The organism is Neobacillus sp. PS3-34, assembly GCF_030915465.1.
In the GTDB taxonomy this organism is placed as follows: domain Bacteria; phylum Bacillota; class Bacilli; order Bacillales; family Cytobacillaceae; genus Neobacillus_A.
The window spans coordinates 4735775-4749801 of sequence record NZ_CP133267.1; the positions used below are offsets into that span (position 1 = coordinate 4735775).

Below are 14027 nucleotides of genomic sequence, written 5' to 3' on the forward strand. Positions count from 1 at the left end.
TTAGCGAATATCCTCACCGAACCATTTCTTACTAATTTCTGCGTATGTTCCATCATCCATCATTGATTTAAGCTGTTTGTTGATTTCAGCTTTTAATGCTTCTTCATGCTTGTTTAATGTAATTCCAGCAGCATCCTGGAACATCATGCCTCCAACAGACTTAAACCCGTATCCTTTTTCTTTAATCATTCTTGAACCAACTGCTTTATCTGTAATAACTCCCTCGACTCGTTTATTGGCCAAATCCTGGAAGGTCAAAAGATCACTTTTATAATTCACAACATTTGCCCCAAGCTCAGTGGCCTTCTTTTCAAATGTCGTACCAATGGCAACGCCGATTTTTTTACCTTTAATATCTTTTTCAGGATCTTTAATATCTGAGTTATCCCCATTTACAAATAATTGTGCACCTGTATGATAATACGGATCCGTAAAGTCTACTTTTTGTTTCCGTTCTTCCGTGATTGCCATACTTGAGAGAATAATGTCGTATTTTTTTGTCAGTAATCCCCCGATAATGGTATCCCAAGGAGTCGGTACATAATTAGGCTTAACGCCCATTCTTTTTGTAATTTCATTGGCAATATCCACATCGAAACCTATTAATTTATTATTACCATCAAAATAGTTAAACGGAGGATAAGCACCCTCGATTCCAATATCAATAACACCTTTTTTCTTAATATCTGCAAGGATTCCAGAATCCTTTTTAGCACCCTCTCCTCCATTACTTGTGGTTTTAGAACTGCTTCCACACGCAGCTAGCATCATAATTAAACATAAGGCCATGAAAATGAAAATAGGTTTCTTCACATTGGTTCCTCCTAAAGTGTTGTGGATTACTGACTTTAACCTTTCAAAACGATTTTTCCTATTGCTGCAGAATTATTTCCTTTTCTCTAGAAATTCCGAACGAATTTTATCCTGTAACACCTTGTCTTTTATCACTTTTAATCCTGTTAACGCCATGGCTTTCGCGGCTAACAGCATCGTCTCGTATGCTTGGCTTGTATTGCACATTTCGGCAAATTCAACCGTATGCCCAGGAACAAATTGGTCGGTCAATGATAATACGGGATGAATGGCAGGGACGACGTTGCTTACATTCCCCATGTCAATGGAGCCCATCCCTTCTTCATATTGAGAAGGATCAATAAAATGTAATTCATCTAAACATTCTTGAAAAACATCTCCTAACACTCGATTGCTTTTCATTGCTTCATAGGAATGGCCAATTTTCTTAACTTCAAGTTCAGTTCCAGTACTTAACGCTGCAGCCTGCGCACAGTTTTTAACCTTTTCTACAAGTTCTTCAAGATAGGCATTATCCTGAGAGCGGATACAAAATTCAGCAACTGCACGTTCAGGAATAATATTGGTAGCTAATCCACCTTCTTTAATGATTCCGTGTATTCGCACATCAGGTTTCACATGTTGACGCAAGGCATTAATCGCATTAAAGGTTTGGATGACCCCATCAAGTGCATTTCTGCCCTCCCATGGCTCTGAAGCAGCATGCGCTGTTTTACCATGAAAGATAAATTCAAAGGAATGAAAGGCGAGAGAATGAACATGAATTTCTGTACTGAATCCGGGATGAAACATCATCGCAAGGTCTACATCATCGAAGACACCCGCATTTAACAAGTCAATTTTGCCGCCAGTACCCTCTTCATCCGGTGTACCGATGACAGATACCCGATAAGGAATCCCCTCTTCTTTTAAACTGTCAGCTAACATCACACCTGCAGCAACACTCGCCATGCCAATTAAATTGTGTCCACAAGCATGCCCGATCTCTGGGAGTGCATCATATTCAGCACAGAATGCGACGTGATAGCCTTCTTCCCCCATTTCGTAACTTGCTAGATAGGAAGTTTCTAGGCCCCCAACCCCTTTGGTGACTGCAAAACCCTTTGACTCTAAATAATCACACATGATAGACGACGCAAATCTTTCTTGCAGCCCTAGTTCCGGATGTGCGAATATTTGCTTGCTCAAATGGATCACTTCGTTTCGTTCTCTATCTAAAACCTGATTAAGTCTATCCAAAATTTCTCCCCCTTGCTCGGTTGATTAAACAAGATGACAAGCAACATGATGACCCGGCTTCACTTCTTTTAATACAGGTTCCTCTGCTTTACATTGATCGATCGCAAATGGACAGCGCGGATGAAATCGACAACCCGTTGGGATTCTACTCGGGTTTGGCGTTTCCCCTTTTAGGATCATTCTTTCACGATTTTTTAATTTTCTAGGGACAGGCATCACGCTAACCAGCGCTTTTGAATAAGGATGAAGACATGAACCAGCAATGAGTTCAGCGTCACCAACCTCGACTATTTTTCCTAAATACATGATGGCAATTCGATCTGAAATGAGCCATGCTAATGATAAATCATGGGTTATAAAAAGATACGAAATTCCTTTTTTATCACGTTGTTCAACCATCAGCTTTAAAATATCGGCTCTGATGGAAACATCCAGCATGGAAACAGGCTCATCAGCTACTATGAATGAAGGATTTAAAATTAATGCACTTGCAATGACAATTCTTTGTCTTTGTCCACCACTTAATTCATGAGGATATTTATACAGGAATCTTTCTGCTGGCTTTATGCCGGCGTTCTCTAATGCTTGTATGACCCGTTCTTTTTTTTCATCCTCTGATGAGATGAGTTTATTAACCACTAAAGGTTCAGCGACAATATCCATAATGATATTTCTTGGGTTAAGGGATTGGTACGGGTCTTGAAAAATCATTTGAGCTTTTTGACGGAACGATTTCAATGCTTTTTTGTTTTTTTGAGAGATAGACTCTCCTTCAAAAAGGATTTCTCCATCGCTTTGGTGCGTAAGACTTAATAATGCTTTACCAGTTGTTGTCTTCCCGCTCCCACTCTCTCCAACAAGTGAAACAATTTCACCTTTTTTTATGACCAAATCAATCCCATCTACCGCTTTCACTAGATTCTTTTCTTTTGAAAAAAAATCTTTTAAAAAACCTTGGTGTCCATCAAAATGAACCTTTAAACTCTTCACTTCAACAACATTGCTCACATGATCCCTCCTCTTACATGACAGGCAACAAAGTGATTAGGAGAGACTTCTTGAAGCTCAGGTTCTTTTGACCTGCACTCATCTGTTGCATATTCACAGCGAGGATGAAATAGGCAGCCACTCGGTGGATTTAATAGATTTGGTGGAGAACCTGGAATCGAAGAAATCATTTCCCTGCTGCCATATATATCTGGAAAGGAGTGAACTAGCTTTTCTGTATACGGATGAAGGTGTTGATCTAAAATATCTTCAACACTACCTAATTCAACAATTTTTCCTGCATACATGATGGCTGCTTTATCACACGTTTCTCCCATCACAGATAAATCATGCGTAATAAGAATCATTGACATATTTAATTCTTTCCTAAGCTTTTCGAGCAGATTAAGAATTTGGCGTGAACCATTACGTCAAGAGCCGTAGTTGGTTCATCCCCGATAATAAGCTTCGGGTCACAAGCTAATGCCATTGCAATCATGGCACGCTGCTTCATTCCACCACTAAATTCATGTGGAAATTGATCCATTCGTTCACTATTAATTTCAACTAATTCAAAAAGTTCCTTTACCTTCTTTTTTGCTTCAGTACGGTTACTGCCTTTATGTAACATGATGGCCTCAATAATTTGATCGCCGACCTTCATAACAGGATTCAACGAGTTCATCGCACCTTGAAAGACGATCGAAATATCGTTCCACCGTGTTCTTCTCATTTTTTCATGTGATAATTTGACCAGGTCATTTCCATTAAAAAATACGTTCCCGCCTGCTAATTTGCCTTCATTAGGAAGAAGCTTCGTGATCGATAAGGCAGTCGTTGTTTTACCACAGCCTGACTCTCCTACAAGAGCAATGGCTTCGCCTTCTTCGAGTGTAAAACTTACACCATCTACAGCTTTAACAATGCCTTCCTTCGTATGAAAATATGTTTTTAAATCCCTTACTTCTAATAGACTCATATTATTTCCTCCGCAGCTTTGGGTTGAAAAGTTCATCAAATGCATATCCCAGGAAGGTAAAACCAAGAACAACCCCTACTACACATAGTCCAGGTGGAAGTAAAAACCAATAAGCCCCCACACTAGCAGCGCCTGAAGTAAAGGCGTAATGTAACATCATTCCCCAGCTCGGATGCGATGCATCTCCCATTCCTAAAAAACTAAGACTAGTCTCTGATAAAATGGCCACTGCTGAAACGAGAATTGTGTTTGCAAATATTAACGGAAAAACGTTAGGAAGAATGTGTTTATACATGATATAGAAGTCATTTGCCCCAATGGCCTTTGCACGTTCAATAAATTGTCTTTCCTTTACGGATAAGGTTTGCGCGGACAATTCTGGCTGTACTTGACCAACTCGTTAGTCCAATAACTAAGATAATGTTCCAAATACTTGACCCTAAAAGCGCAGCCAGAACAAGCATTAAAGGTAACCAAGGTAGTACTAGGAAAATTTCTGTAAATCTCATCAAGATCGTATCAACTTTTCCGCCGATATAACCTGAGCCAATACCTATCAAGGTTCCGACAACCATGGTAATAAATGTAGCAAGAATTCCAACTCCTAATGACACTCTTGAACCTGAGATCAGTGCAGCCAATACGTCCCTGCCTAAATCATCCGTTCCAAGCCAGTGCTGGCTGCTTGGTGGCTGCATGACTTCATTACCAGACCCAATTTGTAATGGATTATATGGAAAAATGATTGGTCCAATCAGCGCAATTAAGCCAAAAAACACGAATATACCGATCCCAAGCATGCCCATTTTATTACTTTTAAAAATCGAAATGATTTGAGAATATCTTTTGCGATTAACATCACTTTTTCTTGTCATTTCTATTTCTGGGATCGACTGTACTACTTTTGGTTCAATCATGATGGGCTCCTTTCTATCCTTTTACTCTTGGATCTAAATATCCATAGAGTACGTCTGCGATTAAGTTGGCTAAGATAACGCAAATGCTAATAATAAGAAAAATTCCCTGCAATAATGGATAATCACGATTTAAAAGCGCTTCATACATCAGCCGGCCTATACCTGGCCATGAAAAAACAGTCTCAATTTCAATGGCACCTGCAATCATAAATCCAAGATTAATCGAAATGACGGTAACCATTGGTAACATCGCATTAGGCACAGCATGTTTCCGAACGATATATTTTTCTGAAAATCCCTTTGCTTTTGCTGTCTGTACATAATCTTCTGTTAGTTCGTCGATAAGTGAATTTCTCATAATGAGCACATATTGTCCCAGTAATACGAGACTAAGTGATAACGCAGGGAGTAATAAGTGGTGTGCTACATCAAGCACTTCATCCATGGAGTTTGCAAAAACCATTCCAGCTGTCGACATTCCTGATGTAGGAAAAAGGGTAAAATGAACACTTAATAAAGCAACCAGCACCACACCAACCCAAAAGGTTGGCATGGAGTAGGTTAGTAATGAAAAAGATAATGAAAAGACATCCACTTTCTTTCCTCTTTTTCGTGCAGCAAGGATACCTAAAAATATTCCACCAAGCAGAGAGACCAAGGTCGCGACTCCTACTAACAATAGTGTGGGAACAATCTTAGTTGCGATTAAATCCACAACCGGCTGTTTAAACAAAAATGACATACCTAAGTCACCCTTCAAGAGCGCCTTCACATATAACCCAAACTGAACGTACCACGGGTGATCCAGCCCGAAGAGGTGCTTCATTTTTTCAACCGATTCAGGCGATGCTTTTGGATCGCGAAGCATCATGGCCAGCGGATTACCAGGCATGACACGAAACAAAAAATAATTGATTACGAGTACAAAAAACAAGGTGACGATTGCATTGGATAGTTTTTTTGCAAAATATTTAAGTTTCATAGCTTCTCCTTCACCAAATCGTTTTACATATCATCAAAACGGTCAATTCCATTCCGTTTTCTCGCTTTAACCACCAATATGAGAACAATGATAGCTACTGCAATTGCGACGTAAATCCACCAGGAGTTACTGCTATTTTCATTATTTTTATTTGTATCTTTCCCGCTCGCGGTTTCTTTGACAGCAGGCTCAACATGAAGATAGTTATAATTGTTAGCTGTCATGAAGTAAGCGCCTTGAACGGGTGTCCAACCCTTCCATTTATCAGTGCGAACCGCCTGGATTGCATTTTCCTCCATTAGAATGATGTATGGAAGATCTTCTGCTAAAATGTCCTGCATCTCATACACCATACTCTGGCGTTTTTTGAAATCGATCGTTGTTGCCTGCTCTGCCAGCAACTCATCATACTTTGAATTGGAATAATACGTTTCGCTTAAATTTCCAATTTGATCAGTACTAACAATACTCAAGATTGTGGTTGGATCGATATCAGTTGTCCAACCCCAAATAAATAAATCATAGTTGCCTTTGTCAGCGATTTTATCTCCTAACACACCATCATCCATGGTTTCCACTTTTGTTTCGATTCCAACATCGTTTAACATGGAATGAACCATTTGGCCGGCTTTAACTTCTTCTGCTGATTTGCTCCGAGTATAGAGACGAAACTCTAATGGTTTTCCGTTTTTATCTTCACGAATACCATCACCATTTTGATCCTTAAAGCCTGCGTCATCCAAGATGGCTTTAGCCTTGTTCGCATCAAAGGAGCGAACCTTATCCGCACTCAATTCATTGTGCCAATCCTTTAAAAATGTTGGAACGATTGTCGTTCCTGCTTTTCCCTGACCGGAATAAGCCACATCGATAATTTTTTGTTTATCAATTGCATATTCCATCGCTTGTTTGATGGAAGTGTTTAATAATAGTGGATTCCCTTTTGATGCCTTATCCTTCGATGAGTTGATACCAATATTGGTAAAGCTGTTCGTCGGATTGGAAAGAACTTTCATATTCTTTTCTGCTCCCAGTAATTTTACCTGGTTCGCATTAATGTTGATGGCTGCATCAATTTCACCAATTTTTAACGATTGGACCATCGTATCGTTGTTGGCATATAGAGGGTAAATTAATTCATTAACCTTTGGGGTGCCTAAAAAGTAATCCTTGTTCGCCTCAAGCTTTACATATTCGCCTTTCTTCCATTCAACAAATTTAAACGCACCCGTCCCGATTGGCTTTTCGTTAGGCCATGTCTTTAAATCATCAAATTTTACTTTTTCCCAAATATGCTTTGGTAAAATTGGGGCTGTTACATATAACATATTGGCTTTCGGCTTATCTGTTTTAATGACAACTGTATAGTCGTCAGGGGTTTCAATGCTGGTAATTCCCTTAAGAAAATCCGAATACATGCCCATTTCAGCTTTCAGCAGCGTTTCATAACTATACTTAACGTCTTGGGAGGTAAAAGGCACTCCATCATGCCATTTGACACCTTTCTTCAACTTAAATGTCCACGTTAAATTGTCATCGCTAACATTCCAGCTTTCTGCTAATCTTCCTTCTGGCTTTAAATGATTATCAAAAGCAACCAAGGAGTCATAGATTAATAGATGTAACTCAAAGGTGGAAACTCTGTTTGATATGAACGGACTTAAGCTATCAGGTTCTGTAGTCCAACCAACTCTTAAGGAAGATGGACTTGAAGCTTCCGCACGGTTGTTAACTAGTGGTGAAAAAAACATAAATAATATAATTGAAATGATGCATAAAAATGAAATCCCCTTTTTCATCCTTAACCTCCTACGAACGCGTACCGCATTCTTCTATGATAAATTTTCCGTTTGAAGCATCTAAAAACCCATGTACCCCTAATGGAATAGTTGCCAAATCTTTTGTGTGTCCAAGTGGCAGCCCATAAATAGCCGGGATTTGTAAGCGCTTTAAATAGTCCTCTAAAATATCCTCTAAACTAAACGTAACCGGGAAACCAGGATTGTGCTTATAAGGCTCACAATCTTTACATTCCGCAACGACAATGCCTGCGGCTTTTTGCAGCTTTCCTGCATTCCATAAGTGCGATAACATATGATCCATAACCCATGGCTCGGTATCCAGCTCTTCGAAAAATAAAATTTTCCCCTCCGTTTCTATCTCATAGGGAGTACCTAAAGAGGCACAGATTAACGTCAGATTTCCGCCCACCATTTCTCCTCTTGCTTCACCTGGATGAATGATGTTAATCCATTTTTTCTTATCAGCGAGTTCAATTTCCCCAATGGGTTCGTTCAACATTAATGCTTTAAATAGCTGATTCTTTCGATATTCGGATAAATCCTCAGGATTAAATCCTGCCATTCCTGGCCCGTGAAAGGAAACCAATCCTGTAAGCCTATGTATCGCGAGATGAATTGCAGTAATATCACTGTAGCCAATGAAAATTTTAGGATTCTGTTTAATCAAATCAAAATCTAAATAGCGGAGGATTCTTGCTGATCCATATCCACCCTGTGTGACGAAAATGGCATCGACTTGATCATTTTTAAACATGGAGTTGATGTCGTGTGCGCGCTGTTCATCTGTTCCCGCTAAATACTCATGTCTTGCATGAACATGGTCACCAACGATCACATGAAAGCCCCACTCTTCAAGTGTTCTTTTTCCTCGAATGAAATCACTCTTATTGTATAAAGGGCTGGCAGGGGCAACGATTCCGATCGTATCTCCTTTTTTTAACCTTGCTGGTTTTATTTTTTCCAAAGTTCTTCACTCCCCTTTGGAATCATGTTGACTGAACCTAATTGTCCTGAAATGAGATTAGCCGTCATTAGGAGCTGGTTGCGAAATTCAATTTGTTTCTCTTCAATATAATGATGCTCTGGCCAGAAATAGAGATGCCCGCAACTACTGCGTTTGAATAATCATAAATAGGTGCTGCAATCGCTGCCTCTCCGATGGTTAGTTCGCCTCTGGATTCCGCATAGCCTTGTTCGCGAATTTTTGCAAGTTCTTTTAATAAAAGGTCTCGGTGAGATATCGTTTGTGGTGTAAAGGTTGGTAAATCATCTGAGATGAGGTTCGATATTAAATCTGAAGGAAGATGAGCCAGGATGACTTTTGATAATGCCCCTCCATATACTGGGAGGCTCTGTCCAACTTTGATTCCCATAAAATAGCTTTTAAAGGATTCAATATTGATTAAACATAAAACTTTTCCTTGATCATATACACTGAGGTTGCAATTTTGTGAGGTTTTATTGGATAGTTCCTGGAGGTAGGGTATTGCTGTTTGCACTAGGTCTATGCAGCTTACAACGATGCCGCCTAATCGAACAAACTGCTTACTAAGCTTGTATTTATTGGAAATAGGGTCCTGCTCAATATATCCCCTAGCCAGCATGGTTTGAATAAAACGATGAATCGTAGCTAGGGATAATGAGGTTTTTTCTGAGATTTCTGTGAGTGTTAATTCTGAACTGTCTAATGTAAAGGCTTCAATAATATCAAACACTCTTTCTAATACCCGTATATTTTGGCTTTTTTCTTGGTCTATTCTTGACACCCCCAACACTTGAAATTGTTTTTTCATTTCCGCCTAGTGAAAGTATAATTTCATTTTCACCAGGTGAAAATGGAGTTTTCATTTTCTTATCACCCATTATATAATTTAAAAAAATAAATAGTCAATATATTTCGACTTTTTAGATTAGTTAGAAATATATGTTATTTGAGACCAAGAATTTGTAAAGTCTTCTCGATTGGTATTTCATATAGAACATTTCCATTCCGGCCAGACAAGGTAGTTGCTTTAAATATTGCATTTAAGATCGCTTCTTCCACACTCTCGATCGCAGCTTCAAAAATATCATTAAGGAACTGATCATTTAACATGTTTAAGCACTGGATGTCTGTCACATCTCCTCTTTTCAACCTATTTGCCGTAGAAAAAGCAAGAGATATTTCACCACTTCCATGATAAGCCTTCGAGCCAATTTTCCCGAGTCCTAATGCGGCTCTTTTTGCTACCCTCCCTAACTGATGTGACAGCAATGGAGCATCTGTTCCAATGACAATAATAATGGATCCCTCAGGAACACGACTTTTCGGCATAAACTCTTGAAGTTCCTTTCCAACAGCAGTACCGTTTAAAAGAAAATCGTTGCGTTTACCAAAGTTAGTCATGACTAATGTTCCAATCGTATATTGATTTAAAACGACTCTAGAAGATGTACCTATCCCTCCTTTAAACTCAAAACAGCTCATTCCCGTACCACTTCCAACACAGCCCTCTTCTACGGCCCGTATGTCGCTTTATTTATTGCTGATAAAACGTGTTCTTGCTTCACATGTCTACCGCGAGGGTTATTTAAAAAGCTATCATCACATTCTGCAACAATTGGCAGGACGATATCCTCCGTGTTCCCTAATTCAGGATATCTTCTTGTCATATATTCAATGATGCCATCACTTACAATCCCTACATTCATTGAATTTGTTAGTGCAATTGGGGTTTCTATGATTCCCCATTCCTTCACTTGAAGAATTCCTGTCATTTCACCAGCACCGTTAATGACATAACTATTAGCAAAAAGGCGCTGATTGTATAAATCTTCATTAGGAAGGATCACCGTTACACCAGTCCGTGCAGGACCTCTATCATCATGTTCTTCAGAAATAACGGTTTCGTGTCCAACTTTTACACCAGGGATATCCGTAATGGCGTTGTTTGGACCTGTTGGAAACCTCCCTATATTTATCCCTAATTCTCTTACACGTTTTCTTTCTCTCATTCAATGACTCTCCCTTCAGGAAAATAAGTTTGACTTTAAGGATACGATAAAGAAAAGGTAATTCCTCTATTAAGAAGAAAATAATATGATGATTTGTTTGGTGAAAGAGTTCCAAGCATCCTGAATAAAATAAAAAGGCTGTTTTCGTATACTTTGTTGCTATATAAGGAGTAGTTGATTTCCACTCCAGGATGCTCGCTTTCCGCGTGGCGGGCGCTGAGCCTCCTCGGCGCACAGCGCCTGTGGGGTCTCACCTGTCCCTCTGCTCCCGCTGGAGTCTCGCACCTTCCGCTCCAATCAACTTCTTTTTCAACGATGTGCTTTTAAAAACCTATTTGCAAAACAACAGTATCTTAGAAAACAGCCAATAAAAAAGACCAGACATGCTCGAACATGTCCGGTCATAAATTACACGGTTCCCGTAAAGGGGTCGACTATAAACGGGGATAATCCTCTTGAGCAACTCAAGTTTGAATTATTTTTTCACTAATATAAAGTGACCTAGTTTTCGGCCCCCCTTATGATAAAGATTCTAGAAATTCTTTCAAAGATGAATATATTACTTCTGGCTCCCAGTCTCCTTCACCGTGCATTGCAGTCATTACAGGATAATCTTTATTATTAATATCTATAATAATTGGATCCCCTAGGTCTTCATCGTAACCTATGACATACCAATTTTCTTTCCAGTCGCCTTCATTTTTTCCTGTTAAAGAATTTCCATCCTCGTCTACCCTATATCCTAACTGCCCTTGTTCAAATTCGTCTCTTAAAAAAAGGTGAAAAGAAATAGTTTCAATTTCGGGATCCTCTACTACTATCTCTACATCATTAGTTTCAAGCTCCTCAATTTTACTTAAAATACATTCTAAATCTTTATTTATCATTAAGGAATCCCTCCAATAGATTTGTTAGTTCCTACTTTCTTAAATAAATTATATCATTTATTTTAAATACCTTTGTTTAGGCTATTTTTGTTTTCTTTTAAGCGACTCTTAGGTATAATTAAATCATTACAATGCATAAAATAAAAAAGACCAGACATGCGCGAACATGTCCGGTCATACAATAGACGGCTCCCCCAAAGGGGTCGGCTATAAAGTGGGGATAATCCACCTGAGCCTCTAACTCAAGGGTGGATTATTTTTTTTGGTTAAATGACAGTAAAGCGACGATTAAGCTCGCAAATGCAATCATAATCATAAAAGATTCAAATACTGTCATACAGCATCACCCCCTTTCAAAGCAGGAGTGTGCAGACCACCCTTGAGAAAACCTATTCTATTGTCATACAATTATACCATATCTTAAACACGAATTAGAACAAATGTTCCTTTTTAAAGTATGTACACCACAAAAAAACACTAGGTTCTTTCGACAACTTCTCTAAATACTTAAGAACCTCCCCTAATTAATTATCAGCGTCAGGCACCCCTTGTGGACAAATTAAGGGTTAGTCCATTAGGGGTGCCAGATGATTTAAATCCAATTAAAACACTAAAAAATGGTATGTGTTCTTTTTTTTCAATTATTAGTACTTAATGTTTTTAATTTCGATTTTTAATATTTTCTTCTTCACATTTCAACAATTTATAATCTATGGGCTTACCCATTTTCTTTTGAGTTTCAATCACTGTCCATTTCTTATTTTCTAGTGTTAGTCGTATCATAACATTAGTATTATCTGTTTTCTTATAAAGAAAATAACCATTTAATGGCTTAACAAACAATCTTGGTTCCCCACGGGTATTAAGATTGCTAAAAAGTGTGATCAAGGAATTAAAATAGGTATCATCAATCTGTCCACCATATAAAATATGAGCTATTAATAAATCTTTTAGAGATAGTTCACCATAACTACTTTCATTAATATCTAAATTAAACGTTGAGATAATATCCCTCATAATACCTTTATTATAAAGGCTGTCCCTAACCTTCGCTTGTTCCTGACACTCTGGAGATAACACAAGTCTACCTTCAGCATAAAAAACACCAGGATTAAACATAACAAAGATAAATGTAAAGAGTAGAATAAGAAATTGCTTCATTTATAAAATCACCTCAATTATTTTTACATATCTTTCTCTATAATTGAGATTAATATCCTTTGTAAACAAGCCTTGTATTTGAACACTCAATTTGCTTTATTTCCTGTATCATCCTTTTAATAACGAACTATCATTATTCTCGATCAGGACTATTCACCATGATACCAGCTACTTGTGTTAACCGATCATAAAATTCAGCTCCTGCGGGGTTTTCAAATAACCCTATTTCTTCAAAGGCTTCCTTCATACAGCACAGCCAGCACTGAGCTCTTTTCGGTGTTACTTCAAACGGAAGGTGCCGGTATCTCATTGCTGGTGGCGAAATTCCTGGCTGTACAATGCTGGTCCTCCCAAAAATTGCGGCAGAAACATCCGCTGCTTCCTCTTGATTTCTTCCATATCGCCCAAAAATAACGGCATCAAATCCGGATCATCATAGACACGAGGGTAAAAGGCATCAACCAGTTTATCTATTGTTTCCTGTCCGCCGATTTCGTTATATAAAGATTTAAATGAAAAATCCATTTTTATCACCATCTTTTGTTTTTTCTTTGATTATATAGAAATAACCAATGATGAATGGTGATTTACATCACACTTAGAAAACAAATAGCTTCAGATGAACTTTAATATATCTGAATTCACTTAGGAGGATGCGAACCGCAGCTGCGCGTTCACTTAAACGCTGCCCTAAGAGTTGGGCTAACGAAAGAAGAAATTATTGAAGCACTTCTCCAATGTTCACCTTACACTGGTTTCCAAAGGTATTGAACTCTGTCAGTGTAGCAAAACAGGTTTTTAATCAGGCAGAGGAATAATGCAACAGGGAAAATCGCGTTAATCGTAGAATATTTTAATGGTAAAACGCAGAAAATTTTGCTAATCAGCAGGGAAGAAGTAAGGCAGGTACTTTTGCCCCTAACACAAGTATAATCATAACGGTTCTTCGTCCTTTTATTTTTACTAAAAACCCATTAAGGATTTCTATTTCGATATTCCTAATACCTGCCTTTTCCACTAAACTGTCCCTTTAGTCGAACAAGAAAGTATTAAATTATCAAGTTCCGAACCACACCAAGGACAAAAATCAATGATAATACTGGAAGTTCCACCATCATGTATTTTCAAACCGTAGTCATTATTTCGTTTATCAAATCCTTCAAGAAATCATGGATATTCAACAATACCTTTAACCATAATGATTATCGGTAATTAAGAAATCATGGATTCAACAAAAAAGACGATGGATGATCACCGCCTTAAATG

At 38.4% G+C, this 14027-nt stretch carries 15 protein-coding genes and 3 pseudogenes; 1 reads left to right on the forward strand and 17 read right to left on the reverse strand.

Annotated elements, in window-relative coordinates:
- The 16 genes and pseudogenes from RCG23_RS24970 to RCG23_RS25045 form a co-directional block, all read right to left on the reverse strand.
- Positions 1-813 (reverse strand): transporter substrate-binding domain-containing protein, encoded by an 813-nt coding sequence (locus RCG23_RS24970; protein WP_308177890.1) that lies wholly within the window; start codon positions 811-813, stop codon positions 1-3.
- A gap of 72 nt (positions 814-885) precedes the next feature.
- Positions 886-2052 (reverse strand): M20 family metallopeptidase, encoded by a 1167-nt coding sequence (locus RCG23_RS24975; protein WP_308177891.1) that lies wholly within the window; start codon positions 2050-2052, stop codon positions 886-888.
- A gap of 24 nt (positions 2053-2076) precedes the next feature.
- A complete protein-coding gene (locus RCG23_RS24980) occupies positions 2077-3060 on the reverse strand; it encodes an ABC transporter ATP-binding protein (protein WP_308177892.1) in 984 nt (327 codons plus the stop codon).
- On the reverse strand, positions 3057-3413 hold the full coding sequence (locus RCG23_RS24985) for an oligopeptide/dipeptide ABC transporter ATP-binding protein (RefSeq protein WP_308177893.1): 357 nt from the start codon (positions 3411-3413) through the stop codon (positions 3057-3059). The genes RCG23_RS24980 and RCG23_RS24985 overlap by 4 nt, the downstream gene beginning before the upstream one ends.
- Positions 3414-3415: 2 nt before the next feature.
- On the reverse strand, positions 3416-4018 hold the full coding sequence (locus RCG23_RS24990; protein ID WP_308177895.1) for an ABC transporter ATP-binding protein: 603 nt from the start codon (positions 4016-4018) through the stop codon (positions 3416-3418).
- Between the two features lies 1 nt (position 4019).
- Positions 4020-4935, reverse strand: a pseudogene (locus tag RCG23_RS26110) (ABC transporter permease).
- A gap of 13 nt (positions 4936-4948) precedes the next feature.
- Positions 4949-5917 carry an ABC transporter permease gene (locus RCG23_RS25005; protein WP_308177899.1) on the reverse strand — a complete coding sequence of 323 codons (969 nt, stop codon included), beginning with the start codon at positions 5915-5917 and terminating at the stop codon, positions 4949-4951.
- Positions 5918-5940: 23 nt separating this feature from the next.
- Positions 5941-7716: an ABC transporter substrate-binding protein gene (locus RCG23_RS25010; protein WP_308177900.1), complete on the reverse strand. Its 1776-nt coding sequence runs from the start codon at positions 7714-7716 to the stop codon at positions 5941-5943.
- Positions 7717-7726: 10 nt separating this feature from the next.
- Positions 7727-8683 carry a S66 peptidase family protein gene (locus RCG23_RS25015; protein WP_308177901.1) on the reverse strand — a complete coding sequence of 319 codons (957 nt, stop codon included), beginning with the start codon at positions 8681-8683 and terminating at the stop codon, positions 7727-7729.
- Positions 8684-8750: 67 nt separating this feature from the next.
- A complete protein-coding gene (locus RCG23_RS25020) occupies positions 8751-9512 on the reverse strand; it encodes an IclR family transcriptional regulator (RefSeq protein WP_308177902.1) in 762 nt (253 codons plus the stop codon).
- 134 nt (positions 9513-9646) lie between these two features.
- Positions 9647-10186 carry a P1 family peptidase gene (locus RCG23_RS25025; protein WP_308177903.1) on the reverse strand — a complete coding sequence of 180 codons (540 nt, stop codon included), beginning with the start codon at positions 10184-10186 and terminating at the stop codon, positions 9647-9649.
- A gap of 29 nt (positions 10187-10215) precedes the next feature.
- Positions 10216-10713 carry a P1 family peptidase gene (locus RCG23_RS25030; protein WP_308177904.1) on the reverse strand — a complete coding sequence of 166 codons (498 nt, stop codon included), beginning with the start codon at positions 10711-10713 and terminating at the stop codon, positions 10216-10218.
- 518 nt (positions 10714-11231) lie between these two features.
- Complete coding sequence (locus RCG23_RS25035; RefSeq protein ID WP_308177905.1) at positions 11232-11600, reverse strand: SMI1/KNR4 family protein; 369 nt, start codon at positions 11598-11600, stop codon at positions 11232-11234.
- Positions 11601-11853: 253 nt separating this feature from the next.
- A complete protein-coding gene (locus RCG23_RS26115) occupies positions 11854-11937 on the reverse strand; it encodes a putative holin-like toxin (protein WP_374049873.1) in 84 nt (27 codons plus the stop codon).
- Positions 11938-12260: 323 nt separating this feature from the next.
- Positions 12261-12761, reverse strand: a complete 501-nt coding sequence (locus RCG23_RS25040) for a hypothetical protein (protein WP_308177906.1) — start codon at positions 12759-12761, stop codon at positions 12261-12263.
- Positions 12762-12894: 133 nt separating this feature from the next.
- Positions 12895-13286 (reverse strand): annotated as a pseudogene (locus tag RCG23_RS25045) (globin).
- A gap of 141 nt (positions 13287-13427) precedes the next feature.
- Between RCG23_RS25045 and RCG23_RS25050 the strand changes: the two are divergent.
- Positions 13428-13532, forward strand: a complete 105-nt coding sequence (locus RCG23_RS25050; protein WP_308180177.1) for a carboxymuconolactone decarboxylase family protein — start codon at positions 13428-13430, stop codon at positions 13530-13532.
- Between the two features lie 246 nt (positions 13533-13778).
- On the opposite strand, the pseudogene RCG23_RS26120 reads toward RCG23_RS25050, so the two are convergent.
- Positions 13779-13904: pseudogene (locus RCG23_RS26120) on the reverse strand (hypothetical protein); the annotation flags it as partial.
- Positions 13905-14027: the final 123 nt, after the last annotated feature.